Here is a 22,577-nt window from a genome sequence, read left to right as displayed (position 1 = left end):
GGCATGATTCGATATTTCCCCATTTTCACTCTGTTTGTCTGCCTGTTGGTCGCCTGTGGTGGTGGTTCCTCAGGGGATGGCTCAGGCCGGTCTGGTGCCGATAATGAAGGTCTCGGAGAGGCGGGCTCCGAAGAACTGTCATTTTCTGCGCCACAGGCTAACCAGATTCGTCCCGGCGCTTTAGTGACCGCCGATGGCTCTCAGTGCACCAGTAATTTTCTGTTTTATCTGAACGATGAGACGGTTTATCTCGGGGTGGCTGCCCACTGCTTCAGCCCGGATACCAATTCGGGGGTCGATCCCTGCGAAGCCCGGAGCTTGCCGGTGGGCTTTAATGAGATTCAGGTTGAGAACGCCAGCAGGCCGGCGGAGCTGGTCTACTCCAGCTGGGTCGCGATGCAAGAGGTCGGGGAGTCGCCCGGGTCGGCGGCATGTGAATTTAATGATTTCGCCCTGGTGCGGTTGGCCGGGGAAGATATTGCCAACATTCATCCGGCGGTGCGGGAAGTGGGCGGTCCGACAGCGCTGGAGTCGAACCTTGCCGGTCCCGGTGACCCAGTGGTGCTATTTGGCCGTTCGGATTTTACGCTGGGCAACCGCGAGCTGCAGGTCCGGGAGGGCCAAGTCGTGGAAGTGCTGGGTGGCGGCTGGGCCTATGACATTGTCGCCGATGGTTCAGTGTCACCGGGGGATAGCGGTGGCCCTGTGTTAACCGGCGATGGCCGTGCCCTCGCGGTGGTTAGCACCTTCACTCTAGTGCTGGGGTCCGGCAGTCTGGCGGGGCCGGTTCGGGCAGGGGTTGTCAATTTGGACCGAGCGTTGGACTACGCCAAAGAACAGGGCTTTATTCATGCCGATGTGCGCTTGTTGACCTGGTCGGCGTTCTCGCCGCCGGCGCTTTGAATGTCGGGCAGTGTTTGGGCTGCCAGTGAGTCTGCGGGGTGTCGCAGAGTGCTGCCGGCCAGGGGGATGGTAAGCTGTAAGGCCGTGCCGCTGTCGGCGTCCAGGACCACTAGCTCGCCGCCGAGCTCTTCCATGCGCCGATGCAGGTTCAGCAGGCCATGCCCCCCCTTACGGGCGCCATTGAGCCCAATGCCATCGTCCTCCATCATGGCGACCAATTTCCCGTCAGCACAGTCGATGGTTACCGTGAGCCGTGTTGCTTTGGCGTGATTAATCACATTGCTGACAATTTCTCGGATGATCGATACGAAGTTCTGATAGATGCCGTAGGGAAGGCTGGGGTTTTCCCGGGTATCGTGAACCCATTCCAGACTGATATCGACATCGCTCAGGCGGCTCTCGCATTCGTAGCGCAAGTCGGCCAGCATCACCGCCACTTCGGTGTTGCGTCCGGTCAGCCCGTTAACAATGGTGCGCATTTCCGCGATGGCCCCGCGAATGCTTTGGCGGGTGCTGGGCAAGTCCTTGCGGTGCAGGCCGGCCAGCAGACTCGAGCCGATATTGTCGTGGAGATCTCGGGCGATTCGCGCACGCTCACTGTCCACCCCGTGTTGAAATGCGTCCCGGCTGCCCCGCGCGTGGTTCAGCATATCGAGTAGCTCCCGGACTAAGGCGCGGTCTTCGAGGCTGAACAGCCTTCGGCCGCCCATGGCATAACTGAGCTTCAGTCCTTTGCGATCGGCATCGCCGGGAACCTGCAGGTGCAGCCCGCTCTCCTCAAGGCGCACGTCGCTCCCGGTGCTGTCGCTGGTCTCACAGTGCAATGGGTCAAAACAGCGGATTAGCAGCGACTGCCATGCCTGATTGCGCTGTGCCGTATTGCTGGCAAAGGAAATCTGCACGACTTCATTGAACCACTCTCGTCGGGGCAGTCGCGCGGGTTGAGCGAGTCTGTCCCAAAGGGTGCTGCGTAGTGGTAGCCAGACAAAGGCGGCGGCGATCACGGCCAGGCCGAGGGCCCGCTCGTTAGAGAGCTGCAGGGACATGGCGAAGAGCAGGTCGAACAGGCTGATGATGACCAGGGCGAGGACTGAGCTGAGCACCCGGGACCACCACTTTCCCAGGCCAAACAATCGATAGCGCAAAATGCCAAAGGCAAGACCGACGTACAGCAGTAAGAACAGCAAAAAGCTGTACCCCTGAATTTGGCCGGTCTGCATGCCCAGAAACTGTGGCACAAAAATCAGGCCACAAAAGGCGCTGCTGGTCAGCAGCCAGGAGATCAACAGCCACTGTAGCGCGGCGCGGCCGAGGGGGTCCTCGCGGGTCCCTCGCCATTGCAGATAGGCCAGTGCAAAACTGGCCAGCATGGCCAGGAGCACCGGCCAGCGACGCCCCAGCATCATCGAGTCAATCAGGCCGGTTTGTTGCAGGGAGAACCACACAAGGGCGGCAGCAAGAAATAGGTTAGGCACCCGGACCGGGCCCAGCCGCTTGGGGTAGGTCCACAACAGGGCGACTAAAGTTGCGGCAAATAGGAGTCCGCCAAGAAAGTTCAGGTCGCTCAAGGTGCGAAATAATGCACCGTTGATGGCCAGTTCTCGGGTGCTGTACACGGCGGCGAGGCTGGCGAACAGGAGTGTGCTGGCGCCACTCAGGGTAAGGTAGCGAGCGCTGGCTTCTTTGGGCCGAAAGGCGCCCACGGCGGCGGCAATCACCCAGGCACTGAGACCGACGATGATTTGCACCCAGAAAGAAGGCGGCAAATCCGAGGCTGGGCGATAGTCTTGCAGCTCGGTAGTGTGGTGATTGCCGTGTTGGTCGACCAGGCGGAAGTCGGTCGACTGAATAGCGAGAAAGAGTTTTTGCTGGCGTTCAATAAACCGATCGTAAGCCGAATAGCTGGGCAGATTGCCATCGGGCTCCTCGATAAAATCCTCCGGTTGTAGCAGTAATAGCTGGTTGCCGTCGGTGATCCCAATGATGATAGTGCCGGCAGGTAAGTCGCTTCCCAGTGGCGTGCTCAGCAGCGTGGCGGCATTGTCTTGCCAACGCAGGTCCAGGTTGCGCCAGGGTTGCTGGGTCGCCAGCCAAATGTTGGCGGAAGAAAAGGCGATGCCGAGAAGGGCGGCCAGGGCCAGCCAGGCGAGGGGGGAAAGTCTTGGCAAGCTCAATTCAATGTCTCTATTATTTTGCCCAAGGGCCGTCTTTTTGGGGGGCGGGCCCGGCAACCCCCGCATTTAGGGGGTGCCTATCATTCGAGGGAGCGGGCAGCATTGTCATTTAAAATCATAATATCATGGTTGAGGCGGTGCCCGGACAGCGACTGTGATCTCGTAGAGCCCTCATGGAATCCATTCTAATCGTTGAAGATATACCTGAAGTTAGGCACTGGCTTGGCGGTGTTGCCGATTCCGCTTTTCACGCGGCCTACGTGCATCTAACAGACAGTGTTCGTGGTGCAGAAGAGTTGATGCGCAGTATTTTGCCGGACCTCGCGTTGATTGATATTGGCCTTCCCGATGGCAGTGGCATCGACGTCATTCGTCGCATCAAACAGCTGGCGCCTAACAGTGTCTGCGTGGTGACAACCATTTTTGATGATTCCGAAAACCTGTTTGCTGCCTTGAAAGCGGGAGCAGATGGGTACTTGTTAAAAGATGAATCCGAGAAGGATTTCAGTGACCGGTTGAAAGGCATTATGCGGGGGCAGCCGCCTTTGTCGCCCAGCATCGCCCGGCGGATGCTGACCTTCTTTCGGCCGACTGATGAGCTTGGGGTGGCGCTGACTGAGCGAGAGAAGGAGGTATTGAGCCTGATCGCCAGGGGATACAGCGTGAAGAACTGTGCTGAGTTGCTTGGGCTGAGCCACCATACCGTGGCGGACTATGTAAAAGCGTTATATCAGAAGTTGCAGGTTAACTCTCGGGCTGAGGCGACCTTGAAAGCCATCGATATGGGCTTGGTGAGTTCTGATTCCCAGTAGTATTATCGTGATTGAGTTTTGATGTTGTAGTGAACAATAGGCAGCTGCGCGCGTAATAACAACCAATAACAGCGAAAGCCTGCCAGTCTTGAGAATACCCCCAATGATGTTGAGAACAGCGTCCTGTTTCGAAGGACCCGTTGCCCCATTCGCGTTGCTAGTCAGTGCAATGGTAGTGTTTCCTGCACCGGCCCTAGCCGGTAGTGGCTACAGCCGAATCCCGGAAGAGATTTTAGTGACGGCCCGCAAGCGGGAAGAACTCGGGACCAGCGTGCCGGTGGCGATCTCTGTGTTTTCAGGGGATGAGCTGCGCAAATTAGGCTTGCGAGATGTTCGCGGCCTGGACGCTTTTGTGCCTGGACTCACGGTATCGGATAGCGGCTTTAATACCCCGGTTTTTACCCTCCGTGGCGTCGGATTCAACGACGTTACGTATACCGCGAGCCCAGCAGTGGGCTTGTATATCGATGAATTCAGCCTGCCCTACTCGATTATGGCGAAGGGGCCGTTGCTGGACATCGAAGGGGTGGAGGTCTTGAAGGGGCCCCAGGGCCTGTTCTTCGGTCGCAATGCCACCGGCGGTGCCATCAATTTGCGACGTCATCGACCTACCGAACTCGTCGAAGGGGAGGTGAGCTTTAGCTATGGACGATTCGAGCGCACAGAGGTCAGCGCCGTGTTGTCTGGCCCGCTGACCGACACGCTGCAGGGCCGCATTGCGGTGCAGGACAGCCGGTCACAACAGGGCTGGCAAATCAGCAACACCCGCCCGGGCGACCGTTTGGGTAAGGAAGACCGGCAGGCGCTTCGGGCCATGCTGACCTGGCAGGCGTCAGACGCACTTGATATTGAACTGGCGGTGGACACCTGGTCTGACCGCGGCGAGCCCCAGGCTGCTCAGGCGATTTATTACAATGCCCAGCTGGTCAATGCGCCGCCCCAGCGCGCGGAAGACTATCCCTTTATTGATCCGACATCCCGAAATAACCGGCTGGCAGACTGGCCAGCGGAGCAGGGGGCGCCCTTTGTCGAGTGGCAGCTGGATGATCGTTTTCGCCTGTTTACGCTGAGGGCGGATTGGTTGCTCGCTGACAATGTGCGGCTGAGTAATCTGGTCAGCCATATAAAAATGGTGTCGGACGAGTCGAAGATCGCGCAAACCGGCTTTGATTTTGATAACTCGGAGCAAGACATCAGTGCAAGCATCCACTCCCTGGGGCTGGAAAGTCGTCTGTCAGGAGAGTGGCGCGATGGCGATGTGAATGCGATGGCCGGGGTGAATTACAGCCGGGACCGGGGGCATGAGTATCATCGCCAGTATATTGGTTATCAGAGCGCGGCGCTGGCTAGCCCGGCAACCGGAGGTCGCTCCCTATCTGACAAGATCTTTTTTGTGGGGGATAACCTCGTCACCCAGTGGGCGGGCTTTGCCAATGTGCAATGGCAATTAGGCCCGGCGCTGAGTGTTTCGCTGGGGGCGCGCCACACCCGGCAGAAGCACTTTTTTACCGGTTGCGCCGGTGACGACCCCGAGGTGCAGACCCTTGGCCCCGGTGTGCCCACATTCATCGGGGCGGTGTTTCCCACCGTGAGTCAGGCTACCGCGGCGAGCTATGAGCAAGAAACCGGTCAGCCCGGCGATCCGCAATTTTCGACCACTCCCGGCGAGTGTGTGACGGTGGCAGAAAACGGCAGCTTTGACCCCTTCGCTGACACCTTGGACGAACAAAACACCAGTTATCGCGTGACTTTGCAGTGGCAGCCCGATCAGGGGCAAATGTGGTATCTGTCCGCGGGGCGCAGTTTCAAGGCGGGTAGCTTTCCCGTGCTGACGGCGGCCAGTCAGGCGCAACTGGAGCCGGTCACTCAGGAGGCGCTTGATGCATGGGAATGGGGCGGAAAATTCTCACTGTTTCAGGAGCAGCTGCGACCGGAGTTCGCTGTGTATTCGTATCGCTACACCGACAAGCAATTACTCGCCAAGGTGCGTGACCCCATTTTCGGCCCGCTGCCAGTGCTGCGCAACGTGCCCGACTCGGCGGTGCTGGGAGCAGAGCTGAGCGCGCGCTATTTGCCTAACGCAGTGAAAAGCCTGGCCTTGGTGGCTGCGGTGTCTTATACCGATACCGAGGTACGCCGGTACCGCGGCTACAACACCGACGGCAGTGATCCGGATTTTGATTATGCCGGCAGGCGATTTAACTTCGCGCCGCTGTGGGAATATAACCTGCTCGTCAGTTATCAATGGCAGCTCGGTGGTCAAAACTGGCTGCGTGCTAGCCTCGATTACGCCTTTAAAGATGAGACCAATTCCACCCTCGACGGCGACCCTTGGTATCGTCACGATGATCATGGACTACTCGGCGCCAGTCTGACCTTTGGTGACCAGCAGGCGCGCTGGGAGCTTGCCGCCTTTGTCCGCAATATCACCGATGAGTTTGTTACCCGCTCGGTATTTCGCAATGGTGACGGCGTGTCGCGGCTGACCGGAATGCCCCGGACTTACGGTGTCAGTGTGCGCTACCGACTACCTTGACCCCCCCCTTCTTTGGGATGCCGCCCACTCGAGGCAACTGTTAGCCTTGAGCAAATTTACGCAAGGTGGATCTCGATGAAAAAGTGGTTGGTAGTTGGGTGTGTCAGTCTTTTGGTTGCGTGTGCAGGGGTTGCCACTAAAAAGGAAGCCGAGCCGGTATTGCTCGATAATCCTGCGGTCTTCGCTGGCAAGAGCGAAGTCGTTCTCGGTGACTTTCGGGTGACCTTTGTCACCTTCGACAAAGCTTCTGCGGTTGCCGAGAGCCCCATGTTCAGCTCGGATCGCGGTTATGCGCGAACCAGCCTGCGTGCCAAGCTCGTCGATGTTCCGGAAAGTGTGATGCAAGATCTGACAGACAAGGTGTATCAAGACTTTGTTGCCAGCTTGTCGGCGAAGGGCTATCGGCTTGCCGATCGCAGCGTGCTTGCCGCCAACGCCGAATGGCAAAAATTGAAAGTGCTGCCGAGCCCCCAGGTTGATACCTCATCGTTCAAGGCCATTACGGGTGGGAGTCAGGAGACTGCGACGTTTGCGCCAACGGGTTTGAGCCTGGTTGACCTCAATGCTGGCAAGGCCATGCCGTATCAGGCTTATTTTGCGGCAGAGCAAATTGGCACGCCGGTACTCGGCGTTCACTACACGGTGCATTTTGTGTACTTTGGTAGTGAGACCGAATACACCTCCAATGCTGCTTACGACTATAAGGGCGCGGAGTATTCTGCGGAGGTAACCGCTGGCCAGGGTATCCAGGTAACGCCGGGCTCGGGTGTGGTGTGGATGATGGGCGCCGCGGGTACCTTCAATAACCCCAATGGCAAGGTCACGCTTGGCGCGCCAGTGTTAATTCCGGGCCCCTTCGGGATCAGCAAAGATGCAACCAGCGGCATGCAGAAAGCGGCTAACGTGTTTTCTTCGGCGCTGGGAATGGTGTCAGGCGGCTCTTCTTCGGCAAAGGATATTGAGATTAAGGCCGATCCAACGCGTTATGCTGCCAATGCGGAGAAGGCATTGCTGGAGACGAATCAGCGCCTGCTCAGTTCACTTGCCGGTGCGCGTTAATCGAACATACTCTTGAGGCTGGCCAGGGTCTGGTCAGCCCGCTTTTGGTTGACGGCCGGGTTGTTGTCTCCCCGGCCTTCCCATTCGACATCGTCCTTGGGCAGCTCATCCAGAAAGCGGCTGGGTTCGCAGCTGCTCATTTCTCCAAAACTTTTTCGCTTGGCGCAGTAGGTCAGTGTCAGGCTGCGTTGTGCCCGGGTAATGCCGACATAGCAGAGTCGTCTTTCTTCCTCGACCATGCCATCGTCGACGCTGTTCTGGTGAGGCAGTAAGCCTTCCTCTAAGCCGATCATAAAGACATGGGGAAATTCCAGGCCTTTGGCAGCGTGGAGGGTCATTAACTGCACCTGGTCGGGGCTCTCTTCTTCATCTTCCTGGCGCTCCAGCAGGTCGCGCAGCACCAGTCGGCTAATTGCCCCTTCCACGTCAACCTCGTCCTCGTCATTCTTCAGGCTCTTTTCCAGCGAGTCGATTAGCGTGGTGACATTGCCCATGCGCCGTTCGGCCACCGCCACTGAGGAGCTGTTCTGAATCAGCCAGTCGAGATAGTTGATGTCATTGCAAAGCTGACGTATGGCCGCAACCGGGTCGTCTTCATAGCAGCGGCGTCGCAGGCCATCGAGCCAGCGGGTGAATTCTTGCAGTCGAGTGACGGCCGCTTCGGACAGCTGCTGGGCCAGGCCAAACTCCTCACAGGCGCTGTACAAGCTGATTTCCCTGTCGGTAGCGTAGCGTCCCAGACTCTCCAGGGTGCTGGTACCAATCTTGCGGCGGGGCACGTTGATGATGCGCAGAAACGCGTTGTCGTCATTCTGGTTAATAATCAGCCGCAAATAGGCCATGATGTCTTTGATCTCATTTCGACCGAAGAATGAGGTGCCGCCGCTGAGTTTGTAGGGTATTTGATGGGCCTGGAGCTTTAGCTCTAACAGTCGGGATTGGTGGTTGCCGCGATAGAGCACCGCATAGTCGCCGAAGCGGCCCCGGGTGCGCAGTTTGTGGTCCAGAATCTCGGTCACGACTCGTTCGCACTCGGCGTCGTCGTTGCGGCAGCGAATGATGCGGATCGGTTCGCCGTAGCCCAGGTCTGACCACAATGCCTTGTTCAATTCGTGGGGATTATTGGCAATGACGACGTTGGCGGCCTTGAGTATCCGGGCGGTGGAGCGATAGTTCTGCTCCAGCATGACCACCTTCAGGTGGGGATAGTCCTTGCCGAGCAAAGACAGATTCTCGGGTTTGGCGCCGCGCCAGGCGTAGATCGATTGGTCATCGTCGCCGACCACGGTGAGGCCCTGGCGGTCGCCGACTAACTGTTTAATCAAGCGGTATTGTGCGGTGTTGGTGTCCTGGTACTCGTCGACCAGCATATAGCGAATTTTGTTACGCCATTTGTCCAAAATATCCGGCCGGTCGCCAAACAGCTGGGCCGGCAACATGATCAGGTCGTCAAAATCGAGGGCGTTATAGGCTTTCAGAGCGTTCTGGTAGCGGGCGTAGGCCTGGGCGCAGAGCATGTCGGCAGGCCCCTCTGCCTGAGCAATGGCCTCCTCGGGCAGAACAAAGTCGTTCTTCCAGTTGGAAATACGATGCTGAATCATCTCCGCCTTGTCGGTCTCGCCGCCGTGATCGTGGAGCAGTAAATCCCGGATCAGGGCCTGGGCGTCCTGGGCATCGAAGATAGAGAAGCCAGATTTATAGTTCAGCGCGGCGTATTCCCGGCGCAGAATATTCATCCCCAGGTTGTGAAAGGTGGAGACGGTCAGGCCCTTGGCGGCTTGGCCTTTCACCAATTGGCTGACGCGTTCCTTCATTTCTCTGGCGGCTTTATTGGTGAAGGTCACCGCGGCGATGTGTCGCGCAGGAATGCCGCACTGCTCAATCAGGTAGGCCATCTTGCGAGTGATCACACTCGTCTTTCCGCTACCTGCCCCGGCGAGCACCAGCAGCGGACCGTCGATGTAGTGGACCGCTTCGCGTTGTCTGTCGTTGAGTTTGCTCACTGGGGCGGGGCATCCGAAATCGTGCTGGAAGGCGCCGCATTGTAGCAGCGGCATGGCACCGGGGGTACCGGCAATGCCCCTGATATGGCTGGGGTCGAGCCCCATTTCGTAGCTCCGCCGATGTAAGTTATCGGTCGGATTTTTCTTGTATACACCCTTTACTTACCTCAATGAAGCGCGTCGTAATTTCGAGGAGGGCTCAAACCTTCAGCTCGCATTAATGTGACAGCTAAAGATGTCCCCGGCTCGGGGTGTTCGGGATCTATCAGGGGGCGTCTCTTCTTGGGGAGTCTTTTAACTGTGCAAAATTATAGTTGCGGGCAATTATTGACGGTGCACATTCTAATGACTAGATTTTGATGGGGTTCTCAGACGATGAGAGCCTAGCAGGAACAAATAAATATTACTTGGAGGCAATCGTGAAGAAACTTACCTTGGGCATAGGGATAGCGGCATTGGCAGCATGTGGTGGCGGTGGCGGTGGCGGTGGCGGTGGCGGTGGCGGTGGCGGTGGAACGCCCGATTCTGAAACGGGGATCTTTACGGACAGTGTCGTTGGTGGAATTGCCTATAGCACAGCAACGCAAGAGGGAGTTACCTCTCAAAAGGGAGAATTTTCTTACCTGGATGGCGAAGATGTTACCTTTTCAATTGGCGCTTTAACCTTTCCGGCCGTTCCTGCCGCAACGCAAATTACACCTTTGGACCTTTCTGAAAATTCCGCTGTAGTGACTAATATTCTGCAGTTGCTTCAATCATTAGATTCGGACGGTAACCCTGACAACGGCATTACCATAACCTCCGAGGCTAGAGACGCCTTTGCTAATGCAACGTTGGCGATTTCCTCGCCCAGCTTTGATGAAGACGTGCAAGATATCCTCGATACCATTGGTGAGGGCGTGACATTGGTATCTGAAGAACAGGCCAACGCCCATTTCTTTGGCTCGCGGCAGGCCGACCTCCGGGGCAGCTGGGTTTTCAGCGAAGGCGCCGGTAAGCGCAATGTGCTGACCTTTTTTGATGGGTATTATTTGATCATTCATGAGCATAGCGACGATGCCCAGCAGACGGCAGGCTCTGCAGAATACGGCACCTACAGCTGGGATATTGAAGATGGTGAATTCGATATTGAACTGATTGCCCAGTCCGATGGCTCTGGGGGACTCTATGACGATGGTGACAATATTGGCACCGTGTCGGTGGTGGGCGACACATTGAGAATGAGCTTTCTGGATACGACAGAAACCGTGGAATTTCAGCGGGTGGTTAACGAACAGGGCGGCTTAGAGGGGGCATGGATCCTAAATGAGGATTCACTCATCGGTATGCCGAACACGAACATCCTGACCATTTTGCCTGGCAACCAGTACGTGATTGCCCACACAGGTAATACCGAGAGCTATGAGGGGCAGCAGGCCCAGGCCCTTTCGGGAGAGTTTGGGACGTATACCCTCAACGGTAATGGTGTCTTTAACCCTGATGCGTCGGTGGATACTGATGGTGATGGCGGACTTTTCAATGGTGAACCTGATGCCGATAACCGGGTTCGGGTTGCTGCCGAGCGTTGGGGTGATTTGGTCTTCTCTGCCATTACTAACCCTGAGGATGCAGGAGCATTTCGACGGGTAGGTCGCTTCCAGGTCACCCTGTCGGCCAATTATGGTTCTAATCAACCTAATGACCTAGGCAACGTTTTTGCGGAGCGTGGAGGTGATGTGTTCTCTGCTACGGAGCTGCTCGGTAGTTGGCAGCTGACCTATACCTCGCCTGCGGTGTTGGATGTGGCGGAGTGCGGAACGGTGATGACTGTGGTATTCGCTGCCGGCGGTGAGGGGACCATCCAGTTTCCACCCAACGAGTGTAATGACTTTGACGGCAATGATGTCAACAGCATCAGCTGGTCAATTAATGATGCTGGCACTCTGAGTTTTATGGAGAACGATGCCTCCGAGGATCATTACTTGTGGGACCTGGTAAAGGTTCTTGGTAGTGAAGGCGCTGTGCTAATCAGTGTATCCACGCCTGATGGCCAGGGTGACGCAGGGAATGAGTTCACCGAAGGTACCTTGCTACCCCTCGCTCAGTAACCAACGGGTGCCGACAACTGACGGCTCACGTGCGCCAGCCCCAGGGCTGGCGCTGTTGCATGTGGTTTTCGTGCAGGGGTTGCTTGCTGATCGAAATACGCCTGGCGCAAATGATGCTAAATGCTCCGCCGGGCTGCATTTAAAAAGTCTCAGGCTGGATTGTTTCTGGCCTAATGTATGCGCCGCGCTCGCGGAACCAGATCTGGCTCATCTGGGGCGATCAAACTCCCTAAGCTAGAAATCTCCCCGGTAAGCAATGGCCTCCTGTAAGTGGACTAGCGCGATACGGTCGCTGTCTGCAAGATCGGCAATGGTGCGGGCCACTTTGATAATCCGATGGTGTGCCCGGGCACTCAGATCGAGTTTCTGTTCAGCCTGAATCATGAAGTTTTTCTCATTAACACCCAGGTGACAGTGGTCACTCACTTCGGCGGCTTCGAGCTGGGCATTGCAGCGCGGCCCTCGGGCTAGCTGTTTGCATCGCGCCCGGCAGACCCGTTCTCTGACCGTTGCGCTGGATTCTCCCGGGGTGCTGGATTGCAAAATCCCCGGCGGCAGCCGGGGAACGGTTAAGCGCAGGTCGATTCTGTCCAGCAGCGGCCCGGACAGGCGCTGACGATAGCGCTGAATCTGGTCCGGGGTGCAGCGGCATTCCCGGGTGGGGTCCCCATCAAAGCCGCAGGGACAGGGGTTCATGGCAGCGATCAATTGGAAGCGGGCGGGAAAGGTGAGCTGCTGGCTGGCCCGGGAGATCGTTACCTCGCCCGACTCAAGGGGCTCGCGCAACACTTCCAGCACTTTGCGCGGGTACTCAACGACTTCATCTAAAAATAAAATCCCGTGATGAGCCAGCGAAATTTCCCCTGGCTTGGGCTGGCTGCCACCGCCCACCAGCGCGACCGCCGAGGCGGTGTGGTGGGGTGCCCGAAAGGGCCGCCGCAATTGCAGTGGTTTGCCGGCCACCGATTGCACGATGGCAATGTCGCGCTGCTCCTCGGCATTGAGGGGCGGCAGGATGCCGGGCAGGCGGTTGGCGAGCAGGGTTTTGCCTGTGCCGGGTGGGCCGCTCATCAGCAGGCTATGGCCGCCAGCGGCAGCGATTTCCAGAGCGCGCTTTGCGGATTCCTGGCCGCGGACATCGGCAAGGTCGGGATACGCTGCCGCCATCACCTCGCCGTCGGGGGTTAATTCAGAGCCGAACGGCAGTGCGGTTTGTCCGGCCATATGGGCCACTACGGCCAATAGCGAGGGGGCTTCGCGCAGATCGGATGCGTCGATAATGGCCGCCAGCCCCTGGTTGCCGGCAGGGACCACGAGCACTTTATCTTCAGCGGCGCAGGCTACAGCGGCGGGGAGGGCGGCATCCACCGGGCGCAGCTCACCACCGAGCCCCAGCTCGCCGAGAAATTCGTAGCCATCGATGCTGTTGAGAGGCAATTGCCCCGAGGCCACCAAAATGCCGATGGCGATGGGTAAATCGAAACGTCCGCCTTCCTTGGGTAGGTCGGCCGGGGCGAGGTTGACGGTAATGCGGCTGACGGGAAATTCGAAGCGCGAATTGATCAGCGCAGAGCGAACTCGGTCTCTGGCTTCTCGCACGGTTGCCTCTGGCAGTCCGACTATATTAAAGGCGGGTAGGCCGCTGGAGAGGTGCACCTCGACCGTGACTAACGGGGCTTGAACGCCGAGCTTGGCTCGGCTGAAAACGGTGGCAAGTGGCATAGACTCATCCTTGAGCGCTGCGCGTGTTCGGTTTGGCTGGCCCGGGCTGCCAAATCGCCCAGACCGGCATGGCATTTTACGGCTTGTCGGGTGAGCTCGGCTCCGGGGTATCCAGCTGCGCGCTGAGTTCGGCCAGTTGCTTCTCCATATCCTGCAGTTTGGCCCGGGTGCGATTGAGCACAGCAACCTGGGCGTCAAATTCCTCCCGGGAAACCAGATCCATCTTGCGCAGACGGGCCTGCACCAGGGCTTGCAGCTTCTCTTCAATGTCTTGCTGTATCGCCGGGCCTTCTTTCATCAGGCGGTTGGCGGTGTCGGCAATTTGGCTGAAAAAATCGGGCTTATTCATAAACTCATCTGGGTTTGCACTGTGAGGTGAAGTGTAGCGCAAAAGCGCGCCCGGCTTTACTGTTGTATGCTCATTGCCGTCACACTGGCTCATCGATGGTATGGATATTGCTCTGGTTTTGGGGCAATTGAGGTGGGGGTGGCAAGGTGGTTGTCTCGCCCTAGCACAATGAAAAATAAGGATTTTGTTTGAACGCCCCCAATCAAATCAGTATGAGCGCCGACATTGCCGGGCAAAGTGCGACGGCGCCGTCCTGGCATGCGGCCATTGAATTAGGCTTGCGTCGCGGACCGCTGCGCACGGATGTGTACCATGTACTGCATAAGGGGCCGCTGCGTATTCAGCGGCCTTTTTATCCAGAGGGTGATCTCTGTCATTTATATCTACTGCATCCGCCGGGTGGGATGGTGCCCGGTGATGAACTGCAGGTGGACCTGGCCCTTGAGGCGGGTAGTTCAGCGCTGGTGACCACCCCGTCGGCGGGCAAGGCCTACAGGAGTGATCGCCAGAAGACTCCCCAGTTGCAAGGTATTTGCGCCCGAGTTGAAGAGGATGCCTGTCTGGAGTGGCTGCCCCAGGAGACGATTATTTTTGACGGTGCCGAAGCTGAGCTTCGTAATGAGTTCCACTTGGCCGCCGGGGCACAACTATTGGCTTGGGATATTGTGGTGCTTGGCCGCCGTGCAAGCGGTGAGTCATTTGACGAAGGGCGCTGCTTACAGCGATTTACTATTCTAAAAGAGGGGCGGCCGCTGCTGAGCGAGCGCACCCTGTGGCAGGGTGGCAGTGCCCTACTTGATGGGCCCTGGGGAATGGCGGGCCGCTGGGTAAGTGGCAGTCTGTTTGCCACGCTCACCGCAGATCGGGCGTTGCTGGATGAATTGCGCGATGGCCTCGCTGCTCAGCCTTACTATGATCAATGTCAGGCGGAGTGGGGGCTGTCCCAACGGCGGGATCTGTTTATGGCGCGCTACCTGGGGAATTCGCCGGAGCACTGCCGGCGTGGGTTTACCTATTTGTGGGAGAAGCTGCGGCCCTTGTTGAATGGTCGCCCGGCCTGTCGGCCGCGGATTTGGAATACTTGAAGGTGGTCGGGAGACGCTTGACGGGAGACGGAAGAGGCTAAGACTTGCGGCTTCGCCGCTGAGAGCTCGGGCGTTGGGTGCAGTAATAGGCGCATTGGAAAGAACTCGTCATTCCGGACGCGCCTTTTGCGATCCGGAATACAGTGGGGTTTGAACACAGGAGCAACTGGGCCCCGGCTCGGGGGGCGGGGCGACGAAGCGCGGAGTGGGTCTGACGTCGGATGTCCGACGCGGCGCCTCTGGAGGATTCCAAGCATCTGTCATTCCGGACGCGCTGTTTGCGATCCGGAATCCAGCGGGATTTGAACATGGGAGCAGCTGGGCCCCGGCTCGGAGGCCGGGGCGACGAAGATCGGAGTGGGTCTGACGTCGGGTGTCCGACGCGGCACCTCCGGAGGATTCCGAGCATCCGTCATTCCGGACGCGCCTTTTGCGATCCGGAATCCAGCGGGGTTTGAACACGAGAGCAACTGAACCCCGGCTCGGGGCCGGGGTGGCGATGAATAGAGATTGGCGTTGAAATAAAAAAAGTGCGCTAAATGCTTGACATGCGCCGGTGCCAAATCATGCTCGTCTAGCGTCTAGCGTCTAGCGTCTAGCGTCTAGCGTCTAGCGTCTAGCGTCTAGCGTCTAGCGTCTAGCGTCTAGCGTCTAGCGTCTAGCGTCTAGCGTCTAGCGTCTAGCGTCTAGCGTCTAGCGTCTAGCGTCTAGCGTCTAGCGTCTAGCGTCTAGCGTCTAGCGTCTAGCGTCTAGCGTCTAGCGTCTAGCGTCTAGCGTCTAGCGTCTAGCGTCTAGCGTCTAGCGTCTAGCGTCTAGCGTCTAGCGTCTAGCGTCTAGCGTCTAGCGTCTAGCGTCTAGCGTCTAGCGTCTAGCGTCTAGCGTCTAGCGTCTAGCGTCTAGCGTCGCTGGCGTGACGTCAGAACTGTCAGTAAAAACATAACGGAAGCAGAACCATGGAATTGAGTCCCAGAGACAAAGATAAATTGCTTATTTTTACCGCGGCGCTGCTTGCTGAGCGGCGCAAGGCCAAGGGTCTGAAGTTGAATTACCCCGAGGCTATTGCCCTGATCACCGCCGAGGTGATGGAAGGCGCGAGGGAGGGTAAAACCGTTGCCGAAATGATGAGTGCCGGTAAGCAGGTGCTGAGCCGCGCCGATGTGATGGACGGCGTTGCTGAAATGATTCACGAGGTGCAGGTGGAAGCCACCTTTCCAGACGGGACCAAGCTGGTCACCGTTCACAACCCGATTGTTTGAGGGGGTACAGGATGATTCCCGGAGAGATTCAGGTCGCGAGCAGCGGCGATATTACGCTAAACGAGGGGCGCCAAACCCTGACCCTGGAGGTGGCCAACAGTGGCGACCGGCCGATTCAGGTGGGCTCTCACTACCATTTTGCCGAGACCAATCTGGCCCTCAAGTTTGATCGGAATGCGGCCCGCGGCTTTCGGCTCAACATTGCTGCAGGCACGGCCGTGCGCTTTGAGCCTGGTCAGAGCCGGGAGGTGGAGCTGGTGGCTTTGGCCGGAAAGCGGGAGGTCTATGGTTTTCGCGGTGACACGATGGGGCCGCTGGATCAGGGAGGCAAGCCATGAGCACGATTGATCGCCGCGCCTACGCGGATATGTATGGCCCCACCCTGGGCGACCGGGTGCGGCTGGGGGACACCGAGCTGTGGATTGAGGTCGAGAAGGACTACACCACCTACGGTGAAGAGGTGAAGTTCGGCGGCGGCAAGGTCATCCGCGATGGCATGGGCCAGAGCCAGGTGTCTTGCTACGACACGCCCGACACCCTGATAACCAATGCCCTGATTCTTGATCACTGGGGGGTGGTGAAGGCGGATATTGCGATCAAGGCCGGCCGCATCATGGCCATCGGCAAGGCGGGCAACCCGGATATCCAGCCCGATGTGGATATCGTGGTGGGGCCGGGCACCGAGGTGATCGCCGGGGAAGGGCAGATCGTTACCGCCGGGGGCATCGACGCCCATATTCACTTTATCTGTCCCCAGCAAATTGAAGAGGCGTTGATGAGCGGGGTGACCACCATGATTGGTGGAGGCACCGGCCCGGCCACCGGCACCAACGCCACCACCTGCACGCCGGGCCCCTGGCATATCGGCAAAATGTTGCAGGCGGCGGAGAGCTTCCCCATGAACCTCGGCTTTTTGGGCAAGGGCAATGCCAGCTTGCCTGAAGCGCTGGAAGAGCAAATCAAGGCTGGCGCGATGGGGATGAAGCTCCATGAGGACTGGGGTACCACACCGGCGGCCATCGACTGCTGTTTGAGTGTGGCCGAGAAATATGATGTGCAGGTGGCGATTCATACTGACACCCTGAATGAGTCGGGTTTTGTTGAAGACACGCTGGCGGCGTTCAAGGGTCGCACCATTCACACCTACCATACCGAGGGGGCTGGCGGCGGACACGCGCCGGATATTATCAAGGCCTGTGGTTCCAGCAATGTGTTGCCGTCTTCTACCAACCCAACGCGCCCTTACACCGTGAATACCGTGGACGAGCATTTGGACATGCTGATGGTGTGCCACCATCTCGATCCCAATATTCCAGAAGATGTGGCCTTTGCCGATTCGCGGATACGTAAAGAGACTATTGCGGCGGAAGACATCCTTCACGACCTGGGTGCGTTTTCGATGATTTCCTCTGATTCCCAGGCGATGGGGCGGGTAGGTGAAGTGGTGTGTCGCACCTGGCAGACGGCCCACAAAATGAAAGTGCAACGCGGGCCGCTGCCGGAAGATTCTGACTACAGCGATAACTTTCGCGCCCGTCGTTATATTGCCAAGTACACCATCAACCCGGCTATTGCCCAGGGCATCGCCCATGAGGTCGGCTCGCTCGAAGTCGGCAAGCTGGCAGATATCGTGCTGTGGAAGCCGATGTTTTTCGGTATCAAGCCGTCCATGATTCTCAAAGGCGGCGCTATTGCTGCGGCGCCGATGGGCGACCCCAATGCGTCGATTCCGACACCTCAACCTGTGCATTACCGGCCGATGTTTGGCGCCTATGGCAAGGCTTGTATTGCCACCTCGGTGAGCTTTGTCAGTCAGGCTGCGTTGGATGCGGGTATTGCCGCGGAGCTGGGCCTGGAGCGGCCGCTGGTGGCGGTAAAAAACTGCCGCAGCGTCACCAAGGCGGACATGGTGCTCAACGACTACCAGCCGGTGATGGAAGTGGATGTGAACACCTATGAGGTCAAGGCCGATGGTGTAGTGCTGACCTGCGAGCCGGCAACCGAATTGCCTTTGGCCCAGCGCTACTGTTTGTTTTAGCTTGCTGGAGACGCGAGACGCAAGAGATGCGCTGTGTGTTCTAAAGAGGTCAGTGCCATTTTTGCTGATGCGTTGGATACCGGCTCGGTGGCCGGTATGACAAAAGGGTGTGGTGATGTTGGGTGGGATGCTGCTGTCCCTCTGCCCCGGATCGAGTCCGGGGCAGGCTTTGAACCGGGGGCCAGATGGCCTTGGGTGGTGTTAATTAATGATGACTTGTGAGAGATCAATGCTCGAATGTTTTGAATTTACGCGGGGCGCCACAACAGCTGATGGCGCGCTGGAAATCGTGCTCTGCTATCAAGAGCGGCAACGCAGCCGCTTTCGCGCCAAAACCCTGTGTGGTAAAGACGTTGGTTGGTTTGTCGAGCGCGGCGAAGTGCTCGCCGATGGCGATGTGCTGCTGGCCAGCAGCGGCGAAAAGATTGCTGTGGTGGCCGCTGAGGAGACCGTATCGCAGGTGCAGTCTGACGACCTCCATCTGCTGACCCGAGCGGCCTACCATCTGGGTAACCGCCATGTTCCCCTGCAGATATTGCCGGGGGAATTACGCTACCAGCACGACCATGTGTTGGACGATATGCTGCGTGGTCTTGGCTTGGCGGTGGTGGTGACGGAGAAGCCCTTCCACCCCGAGAATGGCGCGTATCACGGCTCTGGTCACGCCCACGGGCATGATCACCATGATCATCACAGCCATTCGCATCATGGTCATACTCATGGCTAATGCGCCGCTGCTGCACCTGATGCAGTTGGTCAGCCCCGCCTTGCCTGTCGGTGCCTACGCCTACTCACAGGGGCTGGAGTTTGCGGTCGACCAAGGCTGGGTTAACAGTCTGGCGGCAGCCGAAGACTGGATTGGCTCAGTGCTGGAGCACAGCCTGGGGGGGCTGGATCTGCCCGTGCTCCAGCGGCTTTATCGCGCCTATGCTTCGGCGGATACGTCCGCGGCTACCTACTGGAATGACTACCTGCAGTCGGCCAGAGAGTCCCACGAATTGCTGCTTGAAGATGTGCAAATGGGCGAAGCGTTACATCGTTTGCTGGTGTCCCTGGACATCGCTGCTGCGAAGGTTTGGTCGGAAGAGCACAGCCCGAGTTTTGCTACGGTATTTGCCCTGGCCGCGGTCCACTGGCAGGTCAATGAGGCGGATGCCATGCAGGGCTTTGCCTGGAGCTGGCTGGAAAATCAGGTGGCCGCCGCAATAAAACTGGTGCCATTGGGGCAGACCGATGGCCAGCGCCTGCTGTTAGCGTTAATGCCTCGCCTGGAGCGCGCCGTTGCGGCGGCTAAACAGCTTGTCGACGAAGATATCGGTGTGGGGCTGCCTCGTCTGGCCATGGCGTCGGCACAACACGAAACCCAATATTCAAGATTGTTTCGCTCGTAAACCCCGAGCGTGATTGATTAGGAGACAGAGAAAATGAAGAAACCGGCATTGCGTCTGGGAATTGGCGGCCCGGTGGGCTCAGGTAAAACGGCGCTGGTTAAGTGCCTCTGCGCGAAGTTAAAAGATCGATTTAATATCGCCGTTATCACCAACGACATTTATACCCGGGAAGATGCGGAGTTTTTGCTGCGTCACGAGGTGCTGGCCCAAGATCGCATCTTGGGGGTCGAGACTGGGGGGTGCCCCCACACGGCCATTCGCGAAGATGCCTCCATGAATTTGTCGGCGGTGGCGGAATTAAACAAGCGCTTTCCTGACCTGGAGCTGATTCTGATCGAAAGCGGCGGCGACAATCTGGCGGCCACCTTTAGCCCGGAATTGTCCGACCTGACCCTGTACGTAATCGATGTGTCTGCTGGCGACAAGATTCCCCGTAAGGGTGGCCCCGGCATCACCCGGTCCGATTTGCTGATCATTAATAAAACTGACCTGGCGCCGTTAGTTGGCGCCAGTTTGGAGGTGATGGATCGCGATGCTAAAAAGATGCGCGGCGCCAAGCCCTTTGTGTTTACCAACCTCAAGTCGGAGTCGGGCCTGGACGACGTGGTGAACTTTATTATTGAGCAGGGCATGCTGGGTCAGGCGGCCTAAGCGGGAGAATTGTTCATGGATGTACAGGTGCTAGAAACCGTATTGATGCTGGGTTTTGCTGCCGGGGTGCTGCATGCCTTTGACCCGGACCACCTGGCGGCGGTCAGTGGACTCAGCGGTGGTGATGGCAAGCGCAGTGTGGGCTTTGCCCTGCACTGGGGGCTGGGTCACGGCCTGGCGGTATTGATTATTGCCTTGGCGGTGATGGTATTTGGCGCGGCGGTGCCCGAGGCCTTCAGCGCCGCGGCCGAGTCAGCGGTGGCGTGGATGCTGATTCTGATCGGCGCCCATACTTTCTACCATTTGTGGCAGCAGCATTATCGCGGCCGAGTTTATGGTGGCCATCGGCGCAATGCTGCGCTAGTGGGGCTGGTTCACGGCAGTGCCGGGTCGGCACCCCTGCTGGCACTGATTCCTGCAGCCCAGTACACCTCGGCGGCGTGGGGACTGTTGCATGTGCTGCTATTCAACGTCGGCTTGCTCCTGGCGATGGTCGGTGTTGGTGCGGCGTTGCGGCGCGGTCTGGCGGTGGCGGCCAAACGAGATGGTCGCTTGCAGCTGTCCTTGCAGGGTGGTCTGGCCATGTTTGCCGTCGGCTTCGGAACCTTCCTTCTGGTGGGCGGCTGAGCCGCCCGGCCTGCGCTGACGATGTTGCGTTGAAATGGTGCGCGCGATAGTACGTGTATCGAAATTCCCGCCATTTAGATCTCTTCGCCATCTCTGCGAAGTCGGGCGAACCTCACTCAGGTTGATAAATAACAATGACTTAGGGTGAGATTGTCTGCACGTTAAACCAAAAATAAGCCTGAATGTTAAATTTTGGTGCACCGGCGTTATTGTGGTGCTCCCGCTGGCCGCACTGAGTTGGTCTGCTGCCCTCTTGCGCAACTCAGGTGCGTCTTTCGGTTTCATCTTTCATTCTGGCGTCAGTCCGGCCTTTTCACCGGTAGTGCCCTGTGGCCAAAGCGTGGATGGGCTGCCAAACGCCGTTGTTAGGCTTATTTCCTTCTGGGTTGTTTCATCATTGATGCCCGATGTTGTGTCGAGCACCTGTGCCGTTGGCGGCGGGCTGTCTGGCCCCTTGTCGTGTAATTGGCACCATTTCTGCTTTGTCACCGCTTGGAATGATGCAAGTTCATTCCGCTAATGGAATGAACACACAACAAAAACACTCAAGTTAGATGGAGCCTCGGAATGGAAAGTCGGAACCCGATAAAGGCGATTGCTAAACGCAGTGGTATCGCGTTGGCCGCCGCAACCCTCACCCTAAGCGCCTCGATCGCCCAGGCAGCAGACACGATTAAAGTGGGGGTGCTGCACTCCCTGTCTGGCACCATGGCAATCAGTGAAACCACCCTGAAGGACACGGTGTTGATGCTCGTCGAAGAGCAAAACAAGAAAGGCGGCCTGCTCGGTAAAAAGCTGGAACCGGTGGTTGTTGATCCCGCCTCGAACTGGCCGCTGTTTGCTGAAAAGACCAAAGAGCTGCTTGAGAAAGAGAAGGTTGACGTTATCTTTGGTTGCTGGACTTCCGTATCGCGGAAATCAGTGCTGCCCGTCATTGAAGAGTTGAACGGCCTGCTGTTTTACCCTGTGCAGTACGAGGGTGAAGAGTCGTCCAAGAATGTGTTCTACACCGGTGCTGCGCCCAACCAGCAAGCCATTCCTGCGGTGGATTACCTGATGAGCGAAGCCGGCGGTTCAGTCAAGCGTTGGGTACTGGCGGGTACTGACTACGTTTACCCACGCACCACCAACAAGATTCTTGAGTCTTACCTGAAAAGCAAAGGCGTCAAATCAGAAGACATCATGATTAACTACACGCCCTTCGGTCATTCCGATTGGCAAACCATTGTGTCTGACATCAAAAAGTTTGGCTCTAAAGGCAAGAAAACGGCTGTCGTGTCGACCATCAACGGTGATGCCAACGTGCCGTTCTACAAAGAACTGGCTAACCAGGGTGTATCTGCAGAAGACATTCCCGTGGTGGCATTCTCGGTGGGTGAAGAGGAGCTGTCCGGCTTCGACACTGGCCCGCTGGTCGGTCACCTGGCCGCATGGAACTACTTCATGAGCGCGCCTTCCGACGCCAACGATGCCTTTATCGATAAGTGGATCGAGTTTATCGGTGACGACAAGCGTGTAACCAACGACCCGATGGAAGCGACCTATATTGGTTTTCAAATGTGGGTGAAAGCCGTTGAGAAGGCGGGTACTACCGATGTCGATAAAGTCAGCTCAGCGATTATCGGTATTACTGTGCCCAACCTGACCGGCGGCATGGCGACCATGTTGCCCAACCACCACCTGACCAAGCCCGTGCTGATTGGTGAGATCCAGGAGGACGGCCAGTTCTCTATTGTTTGGCAGACCGAAGAGCCGGTGCCGGGCGATGCCTGGACCGACTTCCTGCCAGAGAGCGCCAAACTCACTGCGGACTGGCAAGATCCTAAAATCATGTGCGGTAACTACAACACCGAGACCAAGAAGTGCTCGGGTCAGAACTACTGA

General features: G+C 57.7%; 18 protein-coding genes. 14 read left to right on the top strand and 4 right to left on the bottom strand.

Annotation, left to right across the window (positions count from 1 at the left end; genetic code table 11):
* Nucleotides 1–3 precede the first annotated feature (3 nt).
* The gene (locus tag NCG89_RS08355) at nt 4–903 is read left to right on the top strand and encodes a S1 family peptidase (RefSeq protein ID WP_251089289.1); all 900 of its coding nucleotides are present in this window, start codon (nt 4–6) and stop codon (nt 901–903) included.
* Here the strand turns inward: NCG89_RS08355 and NCG89_RS08350 are convergent.
* Nucleotides 849–3,077, bottom strand: a complete 2,229-nt coding sequence (locus NCG89_RS08350; RefSeq protein WP_251089288.1) for a sensor histidine kinase — start codon at nt 3,075–3,077, stop codon at nt 849–851. The two genes, NCG89_RS08355 and NCG89_RS08350, sit on opposite strands and share 55 nt — an antisense overlap.
* Nucleotides 3,078–3,250: 173 nt before the next feature.
* On the opposite strand from NCG89_RS08350, the gene NCG89_RS08345 reads away from it, so the two are divergent.
* From NCG89_RS08345 to NCG89_RS08335, 3 genes are all read left to right on the top strand, one after another.
* Complete coding sequence (locus NCG89_RS08345; protein ID WP_251089287.1) at nt 3,251–3,889, top strand: response regulator; 639 nt, start codon at nt 3,251–3,253, stop codon at nt 3,887–3,889.
* 169 nt (nt 3,890–4,058) lie between these two features.
* Nucleotides 4,059–6,425 (top strand): TonB-dependent receptor, encoded by a 2,367-nt coding sequence (locus NCG89_RS08340; RefSeq protein WP_251089286.1) that lies wholly within the window; start codon nt 4,059–4,061, stop codon nt 6,423–6,425.
* 75 nt (nt 6,426–6,500) lie between these two features.
* Nucleotides 6,501–7,484, top strand: a complete 984-nt coding sequence (locus NCG89_RS08335; protein WP_251089285.1) for a hypothetical protein — start codon at nt 6,501–6,503, stop codon at nt 7,482–7,484.
* Here the strand turns inward: NCG89_RS08335 and rep are convergent.
* On the bottom strand, nt 7,481–9,487 hold the full coding sequence (gene rep / locus NCG89_RS08330; RefSeq protein ID WP_251089368.1) for a DNA helicase Rep: 2,007 nt from the start codon (nt 9,485–9,487) through the stop codon (nt 7,481–7,483). The genes NCG89_RS08335 and rep overlap by 4 nt on opposite strands.
* 419 nt (nt 9,488–9,906) lie before the next feature.
* On the opposite strand from rep, the gene NCG89_RS08325 reads away from it, so the two are divergent.
* Nucleotides 9,907–11,574: a hypothetical protein gene (locus tag NCG89_RS08325; RefSeq protein WP_251089284.1), complete on the top strand. Its 1,668-nt coding sequence runs from the start codon at nt 9,907–9,909 to the stop codon at nt 11,572–11,574.
* Between the two features lie 234 nt (nt 11,575–11,808).
* Here the strand turns inward: NCG89_RS08325 and NCG89_RS08320 are convergent, their stop codons facing one another.
* Together NCG89_RS08320 and NCG89_RS08315 are read right to left on the bottom strand one after the other, a co-directional pair.
* Complete coding sequence (locus NCG89_RS08320; RefSeq protein ID WP_251089283.1) at nt 11,809–13,296, bottom strand: YifB family Mg chelatase-like AAA ATPase; 1,488 nt, start codon at nt 13,294–13,296, stop codon at nt 11,809–11,811.
* 76 nt (nt 13,297–13,372) lie between these two features.
* Complete coding sequence (locus NCG89_RS08315; protein ID WP_251089282.1) at nt 13,373–13,645, bottom strand: accessory factor UbiK family protein; 273 nt, start codon at nt 13,643–13,645, stop codon at nt 13,373–13,375.
* Between the two features lie 188 nt (nt 13,646–13,833).
* Here NCG89_RS08315 and NCG89_RS08310 point away from each other — a divergent pair, with 188 nt between their 5' ends.
* The 9 genes from NCG89_RS08310 (at nt 13,834) to urtA (ending at nt 22,577) form a co-directional block, all read left to right on the top strand.
* Nucleotides 13,834–14,730: an urease accessory protein UreD gene (locus NCG89_RS08310; protein WP_251089281.1), complete on the top strand. Its 897-nt coding sequence runs from the start codon at nt 13,834–13,836 to the stop codon at nt 14,728–14,730.
* Between the two features lie 953 nt (nt 14,731–15,683).
* On the top strand, nt 15,684–15,986 hold the full coding sequence (ureA, locus tag NCG89_RS08305) for an urease subunit gamma (RefSeq protein ID WP_251089280.1): 303 nt from the start codon (nt 15,684–15,686) through the stop codon (nt 15,984–15,986).
* 11 nt (nt 15,987–15,997) lie between these two features.
* On the top strand, nt 15,998–16,324 hold the full coding sequence (locus NCG89_RS08300; protein WP_251089279.1) for an urease subunit beta: 327 nt from the start codon (nt 15,998–16,000) through the stop codon (nt 16,322–16,324).
* Entirely contained in the window at nt 16,321–18,024 is a 1,704-nt protein-coding gene (gene ureC, locus NCG89_RS08295; protein WP_251089278.1) for an urease subunit alpha, read from the top strand. The genes NCG89_RS08300 and ureC overlap by 4 nt, the downstream gene beginning before the upstream one ends.
* Before the next feature lie 229 nt (nt 18,025–18,253).
* Nucleotides 18,254–18,751, top strand: a complete 498-nt coding sequence (ureE, locus tag NCG89_RS08290) for an urease accessory protein UreE (protein WP_251089277.1) — start codon at nt 18,254–18,256, stop codon at nt 18,749–18,751.
* On the top strand, nt 18,708–19,415 hold the full coding sequence (locus NCG89_RS08285) for an urease accessory protein UreF (protein ID WP_251089276.1): 708 nt from the start codon (nt 18,708–18,710) through the stop codon (nt 19,413–19,415). The genes ureE and NCG89_RS08285 overlap by 44 nt, the downstream gene beginning before the upstream one ends.
* Before the next feature lie 33 nt (nt 19,416–19,448).
* Nucleotides 19,449–20,066, top strand: coding sequence for an urease accessory protein UreG (gene ureG, locus NCG89_RS08280; RefSeq protein WP_251089275.1), 618 nt, complete (start codon nt 19,449–19,451; stop codon nt 20,064–20,066).
* Nucleotides 20,067–20,081: 15 nt separating this feature from the next.
* Nucleotides 20,082–20,693 carry a HoxN/HupN/NixA family nickel/cobalt transporter gene (locus NCG89_RS08275; RefSeq protein WP_251089274.1) on the top strand — a complete coding sequence of 204 codons (612 nt, stop codon included), beginning with the start codon at nt 20,082–20,084 and terminating at the stop codon, nt 20,691–20,693.
* Between the two features lie 567 nt (nt 20,694–21,260).
* The gene (gene urtA / locus NCG89_RS08270; RefSeq protein ID WP_432757886.1) at nt 21,261–22,577 is read left to right on the top strand and encodes an urea ABC transporter substrate-binding protein; all 1,317 of its coding nucleotides are present in this window, start codon (nt 21,261–21,263) and stop codon (nt 22,575–22,577) included.

It is taken from the genome of Spongiibacter taiwanensis (assembly GCF_023702635.1).
GTDB classification, from domain to species: Bacteria; Pseudomonadota; Gammaproteobacteria; order Pseudomonadales; family Spongiibacteraceae; genus Spongiibacter; species Spongiibacter taiwanensis.
Note: the sequence above shows the minus strand (reverse complement) of the source record. Positions and strands in the feature narration are given on the sequence as shown.

Bases quoted from the DNA above. Each gene is read 5' to 3' on its own strand.
- urtA (WP_432757886.1), top strand. From the start codon at position 21,261: ATGGAAAGTCGGAACCCGATAAAGGCGATTGCTAAACGCAGTGGTATC.
- ureA (WP_251089280.1), top strand. From the start codon at position 15,684: ATGGAATTGAGTCCCAGAGACAAAGATAAATTGCTTATTTTTACCGCG.
- ureG (WP_251089275.1), top strand. From the start codon at position 19,449: ATGAAGAAACCGGCATTGCGTCTGGGAATTGGCGGCCCGGTGGGCTCA.
- NCG89_RS08340 (WP_251089286.1), top strand. From the start codon at position 4,059: ATGGTAGTGTTTCCTGCACCGGCCCTAGCCGGTAGTGGCTACAGCCGA.
- ureC (WP_251089278.1), top strand. From the start codon at position 16,321: ATGAGCACGATTGATCGCCGCGCCTACGCGGATATGTATGGCCCCACC.
- NCG89_RS08345 (WP_251089287.1), top strand. From the start codon at position 3,251: ATGGAATCCATTCTAATCGTTGAAGATATACCTGAAGTTAGGCACTGG.
- NCG89_RS08315 (WP_251089282.1), bottom strand. From the start codon at position 13,645: ATGAATAAGCCCGATTTTTTCAGCCAAATTGCCGACACCGCCAACCGC.
- NCG89_RS08320 (WP_251089283.1), bottom strand. From the start codon at position 13,296: ATGCCACTTGCCACCGTTTTCAGCCGAGCCAAGCTCGGCGTTCAAGCC.
- NCG89_RS08285 (WP_251089276.1), top strand. From the start codon at position 18,708: ATGATCATCACAGCCATTCGCATCATGGTCATACTCATGGCTAATGCG.
- NCG89_RS08275 (WP_251089274.1), top strand. From the start codon at position 20,082: ATGGATGTACAGGTGCTAGAAACCGTATTGATGCTGGGTTTTGCTGCC.
- NCG89_RS08355 (WP_251089289.1), top strand. From the start codon at position 4: ATGATTCGATATTTCCCCATTTTCACTCTGTTTGTCTGCCTGTTGGTC.
- ureE (WP_251089277.1), top strand. From the start codon at position 18,254: ATGCTCGAATGTTTTGAATTTACGCGGGGCGCCACAACAGCTGATGGC.
- NCG89_RS08300 (WP_251089279.1), top strand. From the start codon at position 15,998: ATGATTCCCGGAGAGATTCAGGTCGCGAGCAGCGGCGATATTACGCTA.
- NCG89_RS08335 (WP_251089285.1), top strand. From the start codon at position 6,501: ATGAAAAAGTGGTTGGTAGTTGGGTGTGTCAGTCTTTTGGTTGCGTGT.